A 21,025-nucleotide genomic window follows, 5' to 3' on the forward strand; every position below is an offset into this window, starting at 1 on the left:
TCAAGCAGGGGTAAATTTAAATAGTATAGTGGAAGTATCCTCTTTATTTCAAATTGATGAAAATTAATTCAAAACCACCTATACTAGTGGGTATAGCCCCGCACATACCGAATTCCTAATGGCAAGACAAATTAAGGTGACACCAAACTCTACTTTAAACTTACATTCCGATCACCATCCTCAGTTATTTGGCAAAACGTTGATTTGGAATCTTGACAAGGAAAATGGTCCAGCTAAAACTGGAAAAAATTTAACCCAAGGCTTGGAAATGGAAGCTTTTGCAATCGCGCAAAAAATCAATGAAGGGAAGATAGATAGTGGCATGCTTCAGGAAATGCCGCATGGGGAGCAACATAAATTCATTGCAGCGATTGAAAAATATTTAGACCCCAAGCAAAAACTTGAAATGAGCTATGCTCAAAACGGTGAGCATAAGTTTGGGAACTTAACCTTTTCATGTCAAAACTCTGCAACCCCTGGGGCGTCTTCGACAGAAGACATCCAATTGAAAGCTGCTGTTAGCAAATTGCAACAAAAATATGATTCTGATCCCGCCACCCGTGGTCAAGTGTTATTTAGTGTGGGAGTGGGTCCTGATGGTAAGAAACAGCTATTAGCCAATATTCATGCTGAAAGTGATAAAGCAGACTATAAAAAAAAGAATGGGGTTCAGATAAAACGGCTAAACTTAGAAGAGGTCATGAACGATGTAAATACTGTCAGCAAAAAGCATCAAATTGGTTTTGTTGTTGGTGGTGACATGAATGCGGGAACGCAAAAATTACCCTTAGATTTAGGCTTTGCTGCAAATCCAAATCACCCTGATTTTAGATATCAACATAGCGATAAGACTACATTTAAAAAAGATGGAACCCCAATAGCAGTAGACGCCGTTATTTCAACGGATAAAAAAACTCCCTTAAAAACACTTGCGGATATGAACAATTGCAATAAAGACTTTGTTGAGAAATTTGACGCAGAAAAGAAAAGAATAGAAAAGTCATCCCAAGAGCTTTCGACCACGTCTGAGGCACAATTATCTTCAAACATTGCCGCAAGCAAGGATTTCAATAATGCCAAACTGCAAACAGGACATTATCCGCTATCTCCTCGTAAAAATGAATCCGCAAACTACACAACAAAATTAACGTTTCAAGATGCAAATCAAGCAAGGCAATTTACTAATTTAGTCATGATCAATGATCGACGAAATTTGTTTCAAAATGAAAAAGACGTTTATCTTACGACCGATGCTCTGTCTAAAATCACTGCAGTGAATTTGAGTGTATCCAAACTATCGCCTCCTCCAAAACTTAGCAGTGAAGGGTTGATTGACCTTCAAAAAGCTTGTCGTGAAAAGGCGCAACTGTTTACTGATGCACAAGTTAAATCACCTAGTGTTTCACACCAACCAACTAGCATTCGCCAAGATACTAGAGGGGTTGTAGATTATTCCATGCAGCTTACTTTTGCTTCTCGAGAAGAGGCTCGTGCTTTTAGTGATGCCATGGGGTACCAAAATAAGACCAAATTATTTCAACAAGGGACAAAGGTATATATTGCCAAGGACATTGAAACAGACTTTTTAAATAAAGTTTCCAAAAAAGAAAATACAGCCGATTTTAAAGCACGCTTTAAACAAACAACCCATCAAGAGGCTAGCCCCAGTATTGAAAAAGAGCAGATCAACTCTATTCAGGCTACCATAAAAAATCCCCACTCCTAGGAAGAACAAGTATAGCATCTTGATACGCTTGCAATCGACATGATTCAAAATTTATCTTCTATGCAGGGTATTTAAACAGTAAAACTTACTTGCCAAAACCCGTAATTATGGTAGTTTAAATGCACTTAATTTTTCCTTTGAGACAATTATGAGTCAGCAACCAGAAAGCGTGAAAAAAGACAAATTGCAGATCATCGACTGGCTGATTGAACATTTTCCCTGTGCTTTTTTTAAAAAGGGTAATCAGGTGAAACCATTACAAATTGGTATTTTTGATGAAATTATCGATTTTTATGAACGTTTGGACACACCCCCTTTCAGCAAAAAGGCATTACGAGAAGCATTGAGTTATTACAGCTCATCGCCTGCCTATTTAAATTGCCAAAAACCCAATGTCGCTCGTGTTGATCTTTTTGGGAATGAGGTTGATGTCGTGACAGAAGAGCAAGCCAAATATGCTCATCAACGTTATCAACAACGTTATGCAGAGAAAAAAAATCAAGGCTTAAAGCAAGAGATTAAATAATTCACTGCCACAGAATCATCCAATGTTGCCATTTTGTTCCAGGGATTATAGCTCATGCCTGTAAGCTCAATAAGCTCCATCCCCGATTGGCGTATCATGGCAACAAGCTCGCTTGGCTTAATGAACTTGGCAAACTCATGAGTTTGCCTGGGTAATAAACCTAAAATATATTCAGCAGCCAAAATTACAGTTGTGTAGGCTTTAACTGTTCGATTGATTGTCGATAAAAAAAGGGTCCCTCCAGGCTTCAGTAAACGCGCACAGTGGGTAATAATGGCTTGTGGGTCAGGTACATGCTCCAACATTTCCATACAGGTGATAATATCGAAACCCGGATGCTCATATTCTTCAACGGAGCAACAAAGGTATTCAATCTCTAATGTATTGGAAGCCGCATGCGCTTTTGCCGCTTCCAACGCCTCTTCGGATAAATCTAGTCCAGTTACCTGGGCGCCTTCACTTGCCATGGCCTCTGATAAAATACCTCCCCCACAGCCCACATCAAGTACAAGCTTGTTATTTAAAGAACCACTTTTTTTAACAAATTCAAGACGTACTGGATTTATATCATGCAAGGTTTTTAATGGTCCATCTTTATCCCACCAGCGTGACGCATGTTGTGAAAATTTTGCAATCTCTTGCAGATCAACAGTTGGTTTTGTTTTCATAATTAGTAAGCAAGTCCAGCGGTTTAAAGAATTCCAGCACTTGTGGATTATTAATAAAGCTTAGATTGTAAGGATGCTCGGCAATTAAGCAAGAAGAAAACTTCGTTTGGGGTATTTCTTTTGCAATATTTCCGAATAAAAGCAATTTCACAGAAGGATTATAGATAGCCAACTGATCTAATAAACTATTCATGAAAGGTTTCCATTGCCGCGCATGCATACGTACACCATCCTTGCTGAACACCAAAGAAGCATTCAATAATAAAAATCCTTTCTTAATTAATCCCTTGAAAAAATCTTCGGCTGTCTGGCAAAAATGGGATTTGTCCAACTGTGCAATCGCCACCTGTGATAAGTCTTCTTTTAAATCGCCACGAGCCACAAGCAACATTTTCATCCAATTTCTTAGCGATGTAGCGCGATTGACTTCTTTACTAAGTCCTTTGGGACTCCAAAGATTCTGAACAGCCGCATCCCAAAATGCATAGCCGTTTGCAGATTGTGGACGAGGATAAGGAGATTCCCCAAGCAAGAGATAAGTTGTTTTATCAAGAGGTATGCTAAATGCTGCAAACATATTATTTATACCTGGTAACCAATTTTTATCTTCCTTAAGCTCAATGAGATAATTCTTATCCACCTCTTGCAATGCTTTAGCCAGTATAGGATGCCATTGAGGGTGAGTGTTCATTATTAAAGGATCGATTAGTTTGTTCATTATCATTAAATCTGTTTTACTCAAGTCCTGTTCCCAACCAATAAAATAGTAGCACACTTACGGGGTCTTCGATCATAAGTCCATTTTCTGGTTCAATGAAAGTTTAATTTGTCGTAAGCTTATCTCATATTTCCTTAAGAATTAAAACCTAGAATACCCTCTAGGGAACTTTTAATAAATAATGGCGTTACCATGACAGAAACAAAATTGACTAGCGATAGTCTTCATAATAAAAACTGTTTTTCCTATTTAAAACACCTGCAATTAACGGATTCAATTTTCACCCGCTTATCCCCTGGGTTAGCTAACAACCTTAAAATTATACAAGCACAGTCTGTCTATCATCAGGATTTTGCCTACGCGGATGTTTATACCGATTTTTTTACCGAAGTCGAAGATAACATCGAAACAATTTATGACAAGCCAAGGCACGATAGTGTTCAAGATCCGTCAAAAGTCGCTGATTTAGATAATTTTATATTCTCGATTTACCATAATGACAATGCTATCCTTGAAGAAACATTTAAGGCCATCAAATCTATTCCACTGAACCATACTTTAACAGATACCGAAATTCAAAAGTCAATTTCTATCGTCCTGACCGATCATGGGAAGAAAATTAATAAACGCGCATTGTCTCCTGCAGAAGCTGGCTCCATGTTTGGTCGATTTACTGCAATGATTGCAGACGATTTTAAACCCCAACATACTACCAGCCTTGCGACCGTTCGCAACTATAATTATACCAATGAGGCATCGCAATATTATCCACAAGAATATCGTTTTGGTACTCAAGCCCAACGCGACCAAGGCATAGAACGAGTAAGCCCCCTCTTCGAAAGATGGTTACAGGTAAAACATGAAAGAGCAGTTGATAAATCAGCTATCCTCCACATTTATTTCAATAATCTTGGTCTTGATAGAACCGATGCAGAGGGCAAAAAAGAAAAAGCACTTAGCAAAGCGCTTCATAAACTTGAAGACAAACATCCCAATATTGCAGTAATTACCCTCCCTGCAGACAAAGGTCTAATGTCCGGCTCACACTATCGAAAAACCAAAGACCGCATCAGTGCTACAAAGATTTATGATGAATTCATTAAAATTGCACAGCAGGACTCTGAGGCAGTCTCGAAAGTTAACGATTTCTATATCAGTAATAAAGTCAGGCAACTTATTTTCACGGATGAATGGAATAGGTACTCTCTTGCCGAAGAAAAAAAACAGCTTGAAAAACTTTTAGTAAATAGTTTTAAAGCCTTAGGTTTTGATAAAACTCCTTTTTTATCCAGTTCACAACGACAAGCAGTGTGGTTTCATTTTATCAAGTTCGAATTAACTAATCATATTATCCAGCGCCTTAACCCTGAAAGTGTAAATTTCTCATGCAAGGACGCTATCGATCGTGGCGGGGTTTCTTCTGCCTATTACAATTTACTTACATCATTTAAAACAAATACCCCTATGAGTCGCGAAGAGTTTGAATGTGCTCTGCATGCAGCACCGGCTATGGTGAAGGCACGTGGCATGAATCACCACTTAAAGACCCTTTGGAATGTGATTGATGCTTACGTTAATGAACATTATAATGACTTAAGAGAGGATTCAAATCAGAGTTGGCTTATAGAATGGCGCGATTATAACTGTCCGCATAAGCGTGTAGAAGATTTATTAACCTTGCGGGTAAAACAAGGAATTCAAGAACTTCTTGCAGCCAAATCCAATCATAAAAATAATCCACATTTCAATGAAGCTGCAATTAATACCGGTTTGTCCATTCTCGAACAAATTAAATTACAAAAAGAGAATGGTGTGAGTGGTAAACGCTTGTTGCTTGAAGCGGCAATTCGCACAACAAGTATCACTTTAAATCCGGATAAAGCAAGTCTTAAGACTTATGAGGCACTGGCTGACAGACTTGTAATCCACTCTCCTACTCTACAAAAGCTCGCAGGGATTATGAAAATGCTTGCCGGAGTTATTTTATATCCTCTCTCACTTGGGCATTCAAAAACATGGATAAACTCAGGAATGGCTACCTACAAAGCTGGTGTTGACTCCAGTCAACGAAAAGAAATTCAACATTGTATGAAAGAAAAGCTTCTTTCCCTGAAAGACCATGAACCCCCTGACGAATCGATTGAATCTGACTCACAAACATTTCATTAAATAGTCGGGCTACTTTAACCGACATGCTTAGACGACTTGTTCTGTACATGAGAGAAAACCTGTCATGTACAGAGGACAACAAACGTTCCTATGCAATATGTGGAGATGATCTCGGCTGATCTGTTTTTGCGGCAAAACCCCAATAATTGAAAATTTATTGCTCATATTAATTTTTAAATGTACAATGCAATAAATTTGTTAATTGTTGTGTCTTTTTTGTTAAGGAAAGTATGTATGCCTAAAAATACTCGTTCATCTTCTTTAATGTCCTCAAATACATTTAAACCAGAAAATGCAAGAATATTGTATATAGGCGATCACCTTAATAGCTCTTGTTTTTATATACTTAATGTTTCGTATAAAGACAAAATCGAGAAGAAATACGTCGATTTGGGAGAACCTCATAGTCTTGATATCGATTTCTACAATTGTAAGACACAAGAAAAATTGCCTATATATTCAGTAAAATATCGAAAAGGGTCGAATGGTAAACCCATCCTTGTCGCAACTCCTGCTATCATGAAATTCGATACATCTCCTTATAGCTCTGAGACAGAGTACTTTGTCTTTAATGATGGCAGAATTATCGATAATCCTGAGGCGTACCATAGTAATTTTAATGAACAAGAAAAACTGTATTATTTTAACAAATTTATTGAATCTCAAGCTATGAGAGAAATAAAATCATACCGAAATGCTTTAACACAAAAACAGAGTCAAGGTAATCAATGTATTATCCTAGCTCAAAAAATAAAGGCCTTAAATTATTTTATTAAAGCTGCAGAAAATTTGGAAGGAGAGGCGCTTATGCAGATTCTGGCCGATCCCCACCATGAAATTTACAAAACCCTTATCAAACCAAGGCCTACGTGCATTAATTTTTTCAATTTCTTTTCTATCAATACAAGCGCTAGATCTGCAAAGGAAACAAACACATATAAATTGCTGGAAAATCTTAAAAAACATCCCTGTTACTCCTATTTAAGTGAAGGATATGTAGATACCCAAAATTGCAATAGTCAACTTGAGCTATAGAATCGACTTCGGCAATATCATAGGATAAATTTAAATACCATAACGGTTTTCAGATAAAGCACCCCAAGTTACTACGAAGTCCTGTGCAGAGATGTTCTAGTTTTTTGTACCCTCGAATGCAAATCGAAGCTAAGAGATTATTTTTCTTTGTTTTTTATTACCCTAAATAGAATATACGCACTTAACCAGGACGGAATTAGCGCCATAAAGGCAAAACCAAAAAGATAAGCGAAAAATAATTCTATAAATGGTGCAAAAAAGATTAATAAAAATTCGGGAAATTCCCAAATGATATAATTGTTCAATAAAGCCTGTATTAGAAAAATTAATAACAACGATAAATTTCCAATATAAAAACCTAGCATAAAATAGGGATAGGGTTGCAGTGATAACCGCTTTCTCATCAGTGAAATCACTAAAATACAGGCTATTAATGAGGAAAATAAAATAAGTGTTCCGTTTAAATCGTCGGTCATAGGTGAAGATTTTAAAATTTTTAAGCTATCTGCAAAGCCAAATATCAAAAGAAAAACTACTATTCCAAAAAAGTAATAAGAAGTAATATAAATACTTATTAATTTATATATTCTCACTATTAATGATCCTTGGGTAAGTCCTGCAAACGATAAATGGTTGCTTTATGAACAAAAACCACCCGTAGGTGGTTTTGCATCGGGAATGAAACAGCTAGCCTTAATTCATGTTCCTTTAAGCGAAAAGCCCTCTAACTTCATCGTCCACCGTTATATCAAATTTTTCTTTGGCAACTATTGCGAACTCTTCAATCGAAGAAATGACTCTATTTTTGTAGTAGGAATTATTTATGGATTTAAAAAATCCTTGCTTATTTTCTTTAAAAAAAACAAGTGTCTTTCGTTTCTCATCCGTTACCTTGCCCATTTTTAAAAATTTATCTCGAATAGGAAATTCTTGAGGGCTTATCACCAGATTTTGATGGGCTGCTTGTATTTCCTCTTTTGTTTTAGGGTGTTTATCAATAGCATACAGACAAAACCACCCCTCTTTAGTCCGAGTTTCTAGATAAAAATTATTCTCATCAGAAATAAATCGATAATGCTCTTGTCCAATGACTTGCCGTTCGGGTATAACTTTTAACGCTGTACGCAAACTGTTATTCGCAAAAGCGGTATCTATTAACCATTGATGATCTTCAAGCGCCACAATAAGACATTCATGAGAAAACTCCTCTTCATCTAGCAAGCCAGGTTCAACTTGGTCACTGGATTTATTGAGTATCTTTACTAAATGACGATTCACCTCAAAACCAAGCGATGTTAACGCCCAGGCTAATAGTTCAATGTTTTGGAAGCAATATCCCGGTTGTTTATTAATAATTAATTGCGTATAGAGAGCGTCGGCCGTTAAACTATTTACTGTTCGTTGCCCAACCTCCTTCGTACCAGCTATATAGAGATCAGTATTTTGGTAGGGAAAATTTTTAAGATGGGCTGCAATAATTCGATTTAACAATGTTAAATCCGGTACTGCATCTTGAGTTAACTCTACTCCAATTGCTCCTAAGTACTGGGTAAGTTCAGGCATATACCGATCTCAAAGGTTAAAAACTTACTATCACAGATAATAAGGACAGATGCAAATGTTAATCCTTTAAACGAGGCTCTACATGGCCTGGATGAGATTCCTTTAGAAGAAATAATGCGATAATTAAACTTGCTAAATAACAAAGTGGCATTACCAATAGCGCTTGGTTATAGTTTTCTATGGGATAGACAGGAATGCCATTCACAGTTGACCAATCAGAGCTGTGATGTAAAATAACGCCGACTAAAGGCTGAAAAATAGCGCCGCCAACAAGCACCGATAAATTATTAAATCCTGAAGCGGTCCCTACTAACTCTGGAGGATTATTGTCTTTAACCACTGCAAAACTAACGGTTTGCCCACCCGCACCAAAACCCAGAATAAACAGAACAGCATACATCCAGTTAATGGATATATTGGGTACATACAATAATAAAATGGTAGCCAGAAGACCAAATATTGAACTAAGCGCTAATGACAAGCGGCGACTATAGAGACGATCGCTAACCCAACCCAATAACGGGCTACCAATCCCGATACCTAGCCATATCATGCTGCACATGCCTGAAGCCATAATGACACTGACCTGATATTTCTGTTGCAAATAAGGTACTCCCCATAATGCAGCAAAAACCGCGATTGGAGTCCATATAGCAAATGCATAAGCACCTGTCAGCCAGGTATAGGAGCGCTTACACACATTCACCAAACGATGCCATTCCTCGATAAGTTGCCGTTTTGGAGGACTTTGTGTGGGTTGATTAGGATAATCACGAATGACAAACCAGATAAGTGCTCCTAAAGCCAAGCCTATGAGTGCCAGAATAAAGCTGGCATTTCGCCAACCCACTTGTCCCACCAGGGCTGCCAAAGGCATTTCACCAAACATGGCACCTACGGAACTCATCAACTGCGCAATACCGGCTAAAAAAGCAAACTGCTGCGGTGGAAACCAACGTGAAACAAGGACTAGGACGCCAATAAAGGAAAATGCCGATGCAATACCAATAAGAAAACGACCCAACGCGGCAGTATATAAACTATCTGTTGAGGCAAAAAAGAAAGAACCAACGGCACACAGTATTAAGGCAAATGTCATTAATTTGCGTGGTCCATAACGATCAAATAACAATCCCGCTGGCAATTGCATGGGCGCATAAGCATAAAAATAAAATGCCGAAACGATACCAAAACCTGCCGCACTGACATTAAATGTTTTCATCATTGATTCAGCCATAACACTCGGGGCCACCTGCAACACAAACTCGTACAAATAAAACGAAGCAGACAGCAAAAAAATCACATATGCTGTGAATTTGCCAGGATGATGATCATTTGATTGATATGCGTTCAAAATAGTATCTTAGTAATTAAAAATGCACATTACACCCTAAGCCAATTTCGTTTGTCAATGCCTGCAGGATAGATTGTACCTAATATCGCAGGACGTTTGGCGCCAGTAATCAAATGCATATCCAACGCTTCACTGGTAAGGGTTTTATTAGCGAGCCAGGCGAACATTAAGGCTTCTATAAAATCAGGGTTAACACCGTAAGCATTTGTACTCTTTACAGGAATGTCCTGTAACAATAGGCCTAAAGCATTTAGAAGCGTTAAATTATGTGCGCCTCCACCACAAATTAAGACTTGGGATGGGGGCTTTTTTTCAAAATTAACGGCTCGAGCAATCGTATGCACCGTTAACATTAGTAGAGTGGATTGGATATCAGCATGTGAATATTCAGGCTTTAGGTGGCGTTCAAGCCATGCCAGCGAAAAATACTCTTTACCAATACTCTTAGGCTGTGCTTTTTTAAAATAAGAATCCTGCAATAAATCCGTTAGCAATGACTCAATTACCTTCCCTGAGGCTGCCCACTCACCATTTTTGTCATACTCTTGCCCTAAATTTCTTTTTATCCATGCATCCATCAGGCAGTTTCCTGGTCCTGTATCATAACCATGCACAGTTGAGTCTTCAGAAAGATAGGATAAATTGGCAATCCCACCGATATTCACTACCACTAAAGGCAATGGCTGATTTTTAAATAAAGCTTGATGGTAAATGGGAGCAAATGGCGCACCCTGCCCACCAACGATTAGATCGCGTGTTCTAAAGTCTGCGACTACAGTAATGCCTGTTGATTCAGCAATCGTATGTCCACACCCCAATTGCACCGTATAAGGGATTTCTGCTGTTGCATCATGATATAATGTCTGTCCATGGCTTCCAATCGCTTTTATATTGGAACAAGGTAAATGAACTTGCTCAATTAATGTAAGTGCTGCTTTGGCAAATTCTCTTCCCAGCATGGTATTTAACTGGCTGTATGTAGGTAAAGATTGTTTTTTTTCTTGAAGCACTTGCTCAAGAAAATCCTTTGCCTTCTGACTATAGGGTTTGGTAATCCCAGCAATAAAAGAGTTGGACTCTAGCTCTATCATCGCCGCATCAATACCATCCATGCTGGTGCCAGACATTAGGCCGATGTATATTTTTTCATGTTTAGGGGTTGTTATCATCATTAATTACTTTTTGATTTGAATTGAATGGCAGTTTTTTGGCAGATGCAATAAGCGCTACCTAAATCCATCCAGTTTATGAAATAAGATTGAAATCTTAGCAAAGCCTCATTAAGCTGGCTACAACCGTAATCAATAAGCAGTATCTTATGCAGGGTAAAGAAAACAAGAAAACACCGTTTTTGCTTTTAGGAAGTCTCTCGACATTTTCTTTATTAACCTTTGATTTGTACCAGCCAGCGCTTCCTGCGATAACGGATTACTTTAATACCACTCACGAGCTTGGCCAATTAACTCTAAGTTTATTTTTTTTCGTTTTTGGATTTTCTCAGTTAATTTGGGGTCCATTGGTTGATTGTTTTGGCCGACGAATCACGTTACGTCTTAGTTTGGTTGTTTTTCTCATAGCAACCCTGGGTTGTATGGCTTCAACCAGTATAGAAATGTTAATTGTTGCTCGTGTATTCCAAGGATTTTCGATTTGCTGTGCTTATATCGTTGCTTTTTCAGCCTCACGGGATGAAGACGATAGTACTGATAGAGCAAGGGTACTCTCTCATATTTCTATGATTGTTTCTGTCTCGCCTATCTTTGCACCACTTTTAGGATCACTTGTTTTTATTCATTACGGATGGCAGGCAACGTTTATACTCATGGCACTAATTGCGCTTTTTTTATTCTTTTTTGCAGAGAGATCTTTGCAAGAATCAGTGCACTGGAAAAAAACAGACATTGGCTTTTTATGGCAAACGTCACTGAGTAACTATAAAAAAATATTATCTCATCAACGCTTATGGGTAAGTATTGCCCTCGTTACTGCCTCCTATTCATGCGTTATGATTGTCGTGATTAATGCCGCTTATATAGTCATTGATAATTTAAAGTTTTCACCTTTGGTTTTTGCAATCCTTTTTGGTAGTAATGGTATTGTTCTTATTCTAGGTAACTACATTGGAATTAAATTACGAGAAAAAAAATCGCTGGTTTGGAATATTCGTCTGGGCAGTTTAATAATGATTTCTAGTGCAATTTTAATGCTGGCGATATTTTATAAAGAAGGGTTAACCCTATTAGCCCTAGCACCAACCCTGCTTATTAATTTAGGGGTCAGCCTTGTAAATCCACCCGCCTTTGCATTGGCGTTAACCGACTATCCTCAGGAAGCAGGTACTGCCACCGCTATTATAAATACAGTTAGAATGACCTGTTCAGCTATTGTTGGGGGAGTAACGGGAATTTTAATCGCTATAAACACCAGCAGTTTAGCATTTGGCTTGCTTTTTTGCGCTTTAATCTGCGCATTGTTTAGTTTGTATGTAAGCGAGTGAGGCTGCAAGAAACTCAATTTTTAATTTATTTTTACAGCCCTTGGCGACCAATCCTAAAACACTTATAAAAATTAGTCGTTGTATGATATGCAATTTCTTCTATGCTTACTTGGCGTAGCTCACTTAAGGCAATCGCCACATGCTTGACAAGCGCCGGATGATTTTGCTTTCCTCGAAAAGGCACTGGAGCAAGATAGGGGGAATCCGTTTCAATAAGTATACGGTCTAGAGGAACTTTTTTTGCCACTTCATGGAGGTTAGTAGCATTTTTAAAGGTTACAATTCCAGAGAAGGAGATATAAAAATTTAAGTCCAGGGCGCGTTTGGCAATATCCCAATCCTCTGCAAAACAGTGCATTACCCCGCCTATTTCGTCAGCTTTTTCCTCTTTCATGAGTTTTAAAGTATCTTCAGCTGCTTGACGTGTATGGATAATTAAGGGCTTAGAAGAGGTTATTGCTGCTTGTATGTGGTTACGAAAACGTTCTCTTTGTTGCTCCTGCGCATTTACTTCCTCCGTCCGGTAATAATCAAGCCCTGTCTCACCAATAGCAATACAGGCAGGATGCTCTGCCAGTTGGCACAAAGTGTTTGCATCTGGTTCTTGAGCAACCTCACTGTTTGGGTGAATGCCTACAGAAATACTGACGTCAGGATAATTGTCCGCTATTTTGCAAAGCACAGGATAGTCATCCAATTCTACACACACACATAAAAAATGCTTAACACCGTTATCATGTGCTGCAGCGAACACATTTTTTAAATCATTATTAAATTCTGTTAAATCAATAAAATTGAGGTGGCAATGCGAATCAACAAGCATAATTTCTATGGGATATAGTTCGATGTATTGATTTTAGCATGTTCCGAAGGCAGCTCTCTACTATTCAGGAAAAATACCTCTATCCATGACAAAAAAACTGTCATGCTCTTAGTCCTGCATATATCTTAATAATAAATTTTCTAATGCCAGGGTTTGATTAATACTAATGTTTTGATTCATTTTTTTTGTGATGCGGTTCAATTCGTCGAGCTGATGAAAAAGGCAGACAGGATGAAAGTATTGGGAGAGTTGATAAACTTGTGAAGACCAACTCTTCTCGGGCAAACGTCTAGCGAGTCGAGTCTGAATAAGCTGAGAATTTAGTAAATAAAGCAACCAGATTAACTCATTAAACTCATACGTTAACCACCTAGTAGCCACTCCGCATACGGAAGTTTTTTTATTTTTTAAATCCATTAAATCTTGTAGTATTGCCGTAAGGCAGCTAAAAATTTTTCCTCGTTCGCTTTCAGGGTTATAGTATTCGCCTATAGCCAGATAATCTATATCAGTACTTTCTTTATTGGGAAATCGCCACTGTTGGCAACGACTTAATATAGTTGGCAGCACTGTGCTAATTTGCTCGGCAATTAATACAAAAAACAAACAAGAGGGTGGCTCTTCCAGCAGTTTTAATAAAGCATTCGCCGCGGCGATATTCATCTTCTCAGCGGGATGGATAATGATCACCCTTTTCTCACCTAACTGGGGCGAGGTAAAAGCAATTGTCTGCAATTCACGTATTTGGTCAATTTTAATGATGCCCCCTGCTTTCTCTGGTTGCAACCGGTTCACGTCAGGGTGCTCTTTTGCTTGCAATAAGCGGCAGGATTTACATGTCCCACATGGTTTTGTATCTTGAGAACACAACAGCACAGAAGCCATTTTGTAAGAAAAGTCAGCGAGATCCGCATGCTGTGGCCCAATTAATAGAAGCGCATGAGGTAGACGTTCTCTTGCATAAATAGTACAAAATTGCTTCCACCAATGCGCGTGGGAAGAATCTAGTTCAGACGAGTTAGGCAACTGCATTGTTGGCTATAAATGTTTCGAGTTGGGTGATTATGGATTGTTGCACGATCTCCAACGATTGACCAGCATCGATGCAAACTACATTACTCATAGTCTTTATCAAGCGCTGGTAACTATGGTAAACATCAGTGAAGAAAACTAAAGATTCTTGCTCCATCCGATCGTAGGTGCCGCGTTGTCGCACACGATTAAGCCCTTCCTCAGGTTCAATGTCCATAAATAACACTAAATCTGGTTTAAATCCTTGTAAACAAAACGTGGATAAGGCCGAAATCATTTGCTCATCGAGATGCCTACCACCACCTTGATAGGCGAAGGTTGACATTTCAAACCGATCCGCCAAAACCCAACAACCATGGTTCAGAGCAGGTTGTATAATTTGCTCTACCAATTGTACTCTCGCAGCATAAAGCAAAAGCAGCTCAGCACGGGGATCCAGCATTTCATTATCAATCTTTTCTTTAATAATTGTTCGAATTGTTTCTCCAACACGGGTACCCCCTGGTTCTCTTGTTAGTAACACTTCATTAACATGGTTTTCCAGATACTGTTTAATTGTTTGGATGGCTGTTGATTTTCCGGCTCCTTCCAGGCCTTCAACTACTATAAAACGTCCTCGCTTGGTCATGATAATCCCTTGGCTTTAAGGCGGGCGATGGCTTTTTTTTGTTCTTCATAGCTCACTGAAAATTGATGTGACCCATCGCCCTTGGCAACAAAATAAATATAATCGGTAACTTGTGGATGTGCTGCTGCCTCTATGGCATCCCTGCCTACCACCGCAATCGGTGTAGGTGGCAAACCGCGATAACGATAAGTATTATAGGGGGAATTGACTGCTAAATCATCATGGGTTAATTTGCCACGATAATTGGGTCCTAATGCATAAATAACTGTTGGATCCATTTGTAAAGGCATATTTTTCTTCAAGCGATTAATAACAACCCCTGCAATCAATTTTCTTTCGGTTGGTAAAGAGCTTTCTTTTTCTAAAATAGAAGCAACAATAAGTAATTCATAGGGTGATTTATAAGGTAATCCCGGAGAGCGACTCTTCCAACAACTGTCCAGGTACCGCAGTAATTTTTGATGTGCAAGCGTGAGAATCTGTTTAGCATCACTTCCCGCATCATAGTTATAAGTATCAGCAAGCAGTAAGCCTTCTGGATTAGAATAAATTTTCCCAACATTTAGCCAATCGCTTTCACTGTAATTTAAAAACGGGGCATTATTTAAATTGGATTTAATCTGGCTAACTGTTGTCCCCTCAATAATACTGAATGATTCTATCAAGACTTGTCCTGCAACCACTTTATTAAGAAATTGTTGCGTGGTCTCACCTGGAAACACTTTATAAATTCCAGCTTTTAAATGCGGTGCTAGTCCTTTTATGCGAATAAATGCTAACAACACCCGACTGGAATTGATGAGATGTTTAGTACGCAATGCATGCACAAATGAAGCGGCGGAAGTGTTTTTATTAACAGACACAATAACTGGCAACTTTCCAGCTATCATGGGTTTGGTTAGCATGATATAAGTATATAAGCCGACTAACGAGAAGCTAATTAAACTGAGAATAATACATCCCAATATGGTTCTTTTAAGCCAGCCCTTCATTTACACTCGTTTAAATATCAAACTTCCGTTAGTACCACCAAAACCGAGTGAATTACTTAATACATAATTAATTCGCATTTCCTGAGCTCTATGAGGCACATAATTTAAATCGCAACCTTCATCAGGATTATCCAGGTTAATCGTTGGAGGAGCTATCTGATCTTTAATAGCAAGAATACTAAATATAGCTTCTACCGCACCGGCAGCACCCAATAAATGCCCAGTCATCGATTTAGTTGAACTGATAGCCAGTTTATAGGCATGATCTTTAAAAAGGCGTTTTACAGCTTTTGTCTCATTTAAATCATTTAAATAGGTTGAGGTACCGTGTGCATTAATGTAATCAACCTCACTCACATCAATATGAGCATCTTTAACTGCAGCTTCCATAGCACGAGTAGCACCATCAGCATCTTCATCAGGAGCAGTAATATGATAAGCATCACCAGACATGCCGAATCCGACTAATTCTGCGTAAATTTTAGCGCCGCGCGCCTTGGCATGCTCGTACTCTTCAAGAATCAAAATACCGGCACCCTCTCCCATTACAAACCCGTCACGGTCTTTATCCCATGGACGAGATGCTTTTTCAGGTTCGTCGTTTCGCTTGGATAAAGAACGAACTGCCGAAAATCCTGCCAAACACAGGGGGGTAGTTGTCATTTCTGCACCACCACATACCATCACATCGGCATCCCCATAAGCAATCATGCGGCCTGCTAAACCAATATTATGAGTTCCGGTTGTACAAGCAGTAACGACAGAAATATTGGGTCCTTTTAACTGATGCTTAATAGAAATCTGCCCTGCTACCATATTGATAATGCCTGCAGGGATAAAAAATGGCGATACTTTACGTGGCCCGCCAGCTACCAACTTATCTTGATTGTTGGTAATGGTTTCAATACCACCGATTCCAGCACCAACCGCAACACCCGCTCGTAATGAGAGCTGCTCATCAATAACCAACCCCGAATCGGCAAGGGCCTCCTCTGCGGCCGCTATACCGTATTGGGTGAATACATCCATTTTTCGAGCTTCCTTGAGCGGCACATAGTCTTCAATATTAAAGTTTTTTACCTTAGCCCATATTTTAGTGGGATAGTCAGTGGTGTCGAAACCTTCAACCATACCAACACCGCTTTTACCCGCTAAAATATTACGCCAGGTTTGCTCTACATTTAGACCGACCGGAGTTAGCATTCCCAGGCCGGTAACAACAACACGCCGCTTAATCAATGAAAACTCCTCGAAGTTATCAAGCTTCTTCTTTGTTAAGATTTGATTCGATGTAGTCGATTGCTTCTTGAATTGTAGTGATTTTTTCAGCCTTTTCATCAGGAATTTCTGTTTCAAATTCTTCTTCAAGAGCCATCACTAATTCAACAGTATCAAGTGAGTCAGCACCTAAGTCATCTACAAACGATGCGTCATTCTTCAACTCTTCTTCTTTAACGCCCAATTGCTCAACAACAATCTTGCGAACTCGTTCTTCAACTGTACTCATAACTTGTCTTTCCTCTTCGGTTAAAAAAATCCTGTAGGCTAGTTTATTCAATTATAAAAAGAACGCAAGCCTATTTAATCCATATACATGCCACCATTCACATGAATGGTTTCACCAGTAATATAATTTGCACTATCAGATGCCAAAAAGGCAACTGTTTCAGCAACATCTTCAGCCCTACCCAAACGCTTCATTGGTATTCGTTTCAGCATTTCATCTTTAACTATATCAGGTAAAGCACTTGTCATGTCAGTATCAATAAAACCTGGCGCAACAACATTAACTGTAATATTGCGGCTGGCAATTTCCTGAGCCAGTGATTTTGAAAATCCGACAACACCTGCTTTGGCTGCTGTATAGTTCGCTTGGCCAGAATTACCACTGGCACCTACGACAGAACCAATGCTTATAATACGACCCCATCGTGCCCGAAACATTGGTTTAAGACAAGCCTTACTTAATCGAAATATAGCACTTAAATTAGTGTCTATGACTTTTTCCCATTCATCATCGTCCATTCTTAACAATAAATTATCGCAAGTAATACCGGCATTGTTAACTAAAATAGAGGGAAGTTTTTCTTCATCAGATAGCGTGGACATTAAATTGTCAATATCTTCTTTGCTTGTGACGTTAAGAACACGACCTTCGCCACTTAACCCCTCTTCTGCAAATTCTTTTGTAATACTTTCTGCTCCGGCAGTTGACGTTGCCGTGCCTATAACATAAGCCCCTTTTTTTGCCAAATTTAAAGCAATTGCTTTTCCAATTCCTCTAGTAGCACCGGTAACCAGTGCTATTTTACCCTGTAAATTTCCCATGCAAAATCCTCAATACGATTGTTCAGTCAACTGTGATAAAGCTTGATGAAGACTGGCACTGTCATTAATACTTATCGCTGTTAGGCTTTTATCAATACGTTTGATTAAACCCGTAAGTACTTTACCAGGCCCACATTCAACAATACGCTCAATTCCTCTATTTTTCATAAGTTGAATTGTCTCAACCCATCTTACTGGCCGATAAAGTTGCTCTTTTAGCAGTGTGCGAATGTGCGTTGGCGAATTATAAATACTTAAATCCACGTTTGAAATAACAGCCACCTTGGGAGATTTAAAATTTGCACGGGCAAGGTGTTCTTCAAAAGCATCAGCTGCTTCAACTAACAAGGAGCAATGACAAGGTACGCTAACTGGTATAACCTTCGCCATACGAGCATCCATTGTTTCAGCAATTTGCACTGCTCTTTCAACAGCCACCGTATGTCCGGCAATGACTACTTGTCCTATAGCATTATAATTTGCAGGGGTTACTTGATATTCAACACTACTCGCCTGCTTGCATAACAGCTCCACTTGCTCATCGCTCAAGCCTACTATGGCAGCCATAGCGCCTTGGCCTAAGGGAATATATTTTTGCATCACTTGGCCTCGTTTAGCTACAAGTATTGCTGCATCAGCAAGCGCAATAGCATCAGCACATACCAGTGCTGCATATTCACCAAGGCTATGCCCGGCCATTATTTGAGCATTAGCTGCCCCTTGCTTTTCTAGCACCGTGAAAACAGCAACATCAGCTGTCAGCATTGCCACCTGTGTATGCTCAGTTTGATTTAATTTTGATTCAGGCCCCTCTTGTATCAGATGCCAAACATCATATCCAACTGTATCCGAAACCAGTGAAAATAGTTCGCGCACTATAGGATAACTATTAGCAAATTCCGCTAACATACCCACTGACTGTGACCCCTGGCCGGGGAATACAAAGGCAGAATTATTCATTAGTAGTAAGCTCCAACAGGCAGATATCTAATAACGTATCACCATGGCACCCCATGTCATACCTCCGCCAAATGACTCCAGAAGAAGCAAGTCGCCCCGCTTAATACGATTTTCTTTGATGGAATAATCCAAAGCTAAAGGAATAGAAGCAGCCGAAGTATTACCCTGGTTTTCAATGGTTATAATGACTTGTGACATAGGCATATTTAATTTTTTAGCAATCGCCTGAATAATGCGAATATTTGCTTGATGGGGAATTAACCAATTAATATCTGATTTTTGCAGATGGCATGATTGAAGAATCTCATCAACAATATCCCCCATTATGTTCACCGCAATTTTAAAAACTTCATTACCACGCATACCAATAAATGCTTGCTGTTCCAATGTCGCATAATTGGGAAAAGTTAATAATGCGTCGACATCATGGGAAGCATGTAGTGTACTGGCCAAAATGCCAGGTTTATCACTAGCACTTAAAATTACTGCCCCTGCACCATCACCAAACAAGACACAAGTCGACCGATCAGTCCAATCCAGTGCTCGTGACATACTCTCACTGCCAACAACCAATACATGCCTGGCTGTACCTGCGTTAATATATTGTTTGGCAATATCCATGGCGTAGACAAAACCGCTGCATGCAGCTCCTACGTCAAATGCAGGAATAGGTCGAGCTATCTTTAAAGCATGCTGCACATGACAAGCCATGCTAGGGAAAAAATGATTAGGCGTACAGGTAGCCACTAAAATTAAATCAATTTCGTCCGCTTCAATATTGGAAGCTTCCAATGCTTTAAGTGCCGCCTGAGAAGCCATATAAGAGGTTGTTTCATGTGGGGATGCTACATGTCGGCTGCTAATGCCTGTCCTGGTACGTATCCATTCATCACTGGTTTCCAAGCTCGCTTCTAATTCATGATTGGTGATAGAGCGCTCGGGTAAATAACTGCCTGTTCCATTAATAACGGCATTTTTCATAGCAACAAACCTTGATTAATAAAGTCAGTAATTTGGTCACGAACTAAATCGACCACATTAGTTTTCACTTCAAGCATGGCTTCTTCAATCGCATATTGGAAGGCTAGCTCATTAGCCCCGCCATGGCTTTTAACAACGATACCATTTAAACCCAGCAAACTTGCTCCATTATAGCGCGCGGGATCCATTCGTTTTTTAAGATGTCCTAAAGCTGGTTTAGCTACTAAACCCACTAACTTGGTCAATATATTTTTTGAAAATGATTCTTTAAGAACGGCGATCATCAGCTTTGCTAAGCCTTCACTTGCTTTTAAAGCCACATTCCCAACAAAGCCATCGCAAACAACCAAATCAACATAACCCGAATAAAATTGATCCCCTTCCACATAGCCAACATAATTCATCAGATTACACTCTGCTAACATGTGGGCAGTGCGCTTTACCTGGTCATTACCTTTAATTTCTTCAACACCAATATTGAGTAAGGCGATTCTAGGTTTTGGTTTTTTATCCACTGCTTGAATTAACGCTGATCCCATTACAGCAAACTGAAAAAGGTGTTCCGCACAGGAATCAACATTCGCACCCAAATCAATCACACGAGTTTTGCCGTGCATCGTTGGTAACTCAGCGATAATAGCGGGTCTATCTATCCCAGGCAGCGTCTTTAAAACAAAACGGGCAGTTGCCATTAAAGCACCAGTGTTTCCTGCGCTTACGCAAGCCTGGGCACGACCTTCCTTCACCAAATTAATAGCAACACGCATCGAAGAGTCTTTTTTATTGCGCATTGCATGTGATGGTAATTCATCCATAGCAACCACTTCTGAAGCATGAATCACAGAAAATTGATTACTATTAGCTACGCCAAATTTTTTAAGATGCGTATTTACCTGGCTTTGATCACCAACCAACAACAACTTCAAGTCAGGGTTGCGTCGAGCAGCACGGACACAAGCAGGAATCACAACTTTTAACCCGTGATCCCCGCCCATCGCATCAATAGCAATGGTGATGTTTTTCAA

Annotated in this window: 21 protein-coding genes; 5 read left to right on the forward strand and 16 right to left on the reverse strand. The window is 39.3% G+C overall.

The features are described from left to right. Positions 1–118: 118 nt before the first annotated feature. The gene (locus Ljam_RS03980; protein ID WP_058448834.1) at positions 119–1,726 is read left to right on the forward strand and encodes a hypothetical protein; all 1,608 of its coding nucleotides are present in this window, start codon (positions 119–121) and stop codon (positions 1,724–1,726) included. Between the two features lie 148 nt (positions 1,727–1,874). After that, on the forward strand, positions 1,875–2,252 hold the full coding sequence (locus tag Ljam_RS03985; protein ID WP_058448835.1) for a ProQ/FINO family protein: 378 nt from the start codon (positions 1,875–1,877) through the stop codon (positions 2,250–2,252). Here the strand turns inward: Ljam_RS03985 and ubiG are convergent. Then, entirely contained in the window at positions 2,225–2,923 is a 699-nt protein-coding gene (ubiG, locus tag Ljam_RS03990; protein WP_131762352.1) for a bifunctional 2-polyprenyl-6-hydroxyphenol methylase/3-demethylubiquinol 3-O-methyltransferase UbiG, read from the reverse strand. The two genes, Ljam_RS03985 and ubiG, sit on opposite strands and share 28 nt — an antisense overlap. Continuing rightward, positions 2,898–3,638, reverse strand: coding sequence for a uracil-DNA glycosylase family protein (locus Ljam_RS03995; protein WP_065235518.1), 741 nt, complete (start codon positions 3,636–3,638; stop codon positions 2,898–2,900). Before Ljam_RS03995 ends, ubiG begins: the two co-directional genes overlap by 26 nt. Positions 3,639–3,830: 192 nt before the next feature. Between Ljam_RS03995 and Ljam_RS04000 the strand changes: the two genes are divergently transcribed. Both Ljam_RS04000 and Ljam_RS04005 read left to right on the forward strand, forming a co-directional pair. Continuing rightward, positions 3,831–5,807, forward strand: a complete 1,977-nt coding sequence (locus tag Ljam_RS04000) for a hypothetical protein (protein ID WP_058448837.1) — start codon at positions 3,831–3,833, stop codon at positions 5,805–5,807. A gap of 234 nt (positions 5,808–6,041) precedes the next feature. Continuing rightward, on the forward strand, positions 6,042–6,842 hold the full coding sequence (locus tag Ljam_RS04005; RefSeq protein ID WP_058448838.1) for a hypothetical protein: 801 nt from the start codon (positions 6,042–6,044) through the stop codon (positions 6,840–6,842). A 137-nt stretch (positions 6,843–6,979) separates the two neighbouring features. Here the strand turns inward: Ljam_RS04005 and Ljam_RS04010 are convergent, their stop codons facing one another. From Ljam_RS04010 to Ljam_RS04025, 4 genes are all read right to left on the reverse strand, one after another. Beyond that, a complete protein-coding gene (locus Ljam_RS04010) occupies positions 6,980–7,435 on the reverse strand; it encodes a hypothetical protein (protein WP_058448839.1) in 456 nt (151 codons plus the stop codon). Positions 7,436–7,550: 115 nt separating this feature from the next. After that, on the reverse strand, positions 7,551–8,405 hold the full coding sequence (locus Ljam_RS04015; RefSeq protein WP_058448840.1) for an arylamine N-acetyltransferase family protein: 855 nt from the start codon (positions 8,403–8,405) through the stop codon (positions 7,551–7,553). 58 nt (positions 8,406–8,463) lie between these two features. Continuing rightward, positions 8,464–9,762: an MFS transporter gene (locus Ljam_RS04020; protein WP_131762350.1), complete on the reverse strand. Its 1,299-nt coding sequence runs from the start codon at positions 9,760–9,762 to the stop codon at positions 8,464–8,466. Positions 9,763–9,788: 26 nt separating this feature from the next. Continuing rightward, the gene (locus Ljam_RS04025) at positions 9,789–10,931 is read right to left on the reverse strand and encodes an anhydro-N-acetylmuramic acid kinase (protein WP_238583690.1); all 1,143 of its coding nucleotides are present in this window, start codon (positions 10,929–10,931) and stop codon (positions 9,789–9,791) included. 146 nt (positions 10,932–11,077) lie between these two features. Here Ljam_RS04025 and Ljam_RS04030 point away from each other — a divergent pair, with 146 nt between their 5' ends. Continuing rightward, positions 11,078–12,256, forward strand: coding sequence for a multidrug effflux MFS transporter (locus Ljam_RS04030; RefSeq protein ID WP_065235519.1), 1,179 nt, complete (start codon positions 11,078–11,080; stop codon positions 12,254–12,256). Between the two features lie 31 nt (positions 12,257–12,287). On the opposite strand, the gene Ljam_RS04035 is transcribed toward Ljam_RS04030, so the two are convergent. From Ljam_RS04035 to plsX, 10 genes are all read right to left on the reverse strand, one after another. Beyond that, positions 12,288–13,079, reverse strand: a complete 792-nt coding sequence (locus tag Ljam_RS04035) for a TatD family hydrolase (RefSeq protein ID WP_058448843.1) — start codon at positions 13,077–13,079, stop codon at positions 12,288–12,290. A gap of 108 nt (positions 13,080–13,187) precedes the next feature. Beyond that, positions 13,188–14,111, reverse strand: a complete 924-nt coding sequence (gene holB / locus Ljam_RS04040; protein ID WP_058448844.1) for a DNA polymerase III subunit delta' — start codon at positions 14,109–14,111, stop codon at positions 13,188–13,190. Continuing rightward, positions 14,098–14,742 carry a dTMP kinase gene (gene tmk, locus Ljam_RS04045; protein WP_058448845.1) on the reverse strand — a complete coding sequence of 215 codons (645 nt, stop codon included), beginning with the start codon at positions 14,740–14,742 and terminating at the stop codon, positions 14,098–14,100. Before tmk ends, holB begins: the two co-directional genes overlap by 14 nt. Continuing rightward, a complete protein-coding gene (gene mltG / locus Ljam_RS04050; protein ID WP_058448846.1) occupies positions 14,736–15,731 on the reverse strand; it encodes an endolytic transglycosylase MltG in 996 nt (331 codons plus the stop codon). The genes tmk and mltG overlap by 7 nt, the downstream gene beginning before the upstream one ends. Beyond that, positions 15,732–16,970, reverse strand: a complete 1,239-nt coding sequence (fabF, locus tag Ljam_RS04055; RefSeq protein WP_058448847.1) for a beta-ketoacyl-ACP synthase II — start codon at positions 16,968–16,970, stop codon at positions 15,732–15,734. 19 nt (positions 16,971–16,989) lie between these two features. Then, on the reverse strand, positions 16,990–17,238 hold the full coding sequence (gene acpP, locus Ljam_RS04060; RefSeq protein ID WP_003631752.1) for an acyl carrier protein: 249 nt from the start codon (positions 17,236–17,238) through the stop codon (positions 16,990–16,992). A gap of 74 nt (positions 17,239–17,312) precedes the next feature. Further along, a complete protein-coding gene (fabG, locus tag Ljam_RS04065) occupies positions 17,313–18,059 on the reverse strand; it encodes a 3-oxoacyl-ACP reductase FabG (RefSeq protein ID WP_058448848.1) in 747 nt (248 codons plus the stop codon). Between the two features lie 9 nt (positions 18,060–18,068). After that, complete coding sequence (fabD, locus tag Ljam_RS04070; RefSeq protein WP_058448849.1) at positions 18,069–19,019, reverse strand: ACP S-malonyltransferase; 951 nt, start codon at positions 19,017–19,019, stop codon at positions 18,069–18,071. A 27-nt stretch (positions 19,020–19,046) separates the two neighbouring features. Continuing rightward, on the reverse strand, positions 19,047–20,000 hold the full coding sequence (locus tag Ljam_RS04075; RefSeq protein WP_058448850.1) for a beta-ketoacyl-ACP synthase III: 954 nt from the start codon (positions 19,998–20,000) through the stop codon (positions 19,047–19,049). After that, entirely contained in the window at positions 19,997–21,025 is a 1,029-nt protein-coding gene (gene plsX / locus Ljam_RS04080; RefSeq protein ID WP_058448851.1) for a phosphate acyltransferase PlsX, read from the reverse strand. Before plsX ends, Ljam_RS04075 begins: the two co-directional genes overlap by 4 nt.

This window comes from Legionella jamestowniensis, from assembly GCF_001467745.1.
Lineage (GTDB): Bacteria > Pseudomonadota > Gammaproteobacteria > Legionellales > Legionellaceae > Tatlockia > Tatlockia jamestowniensis.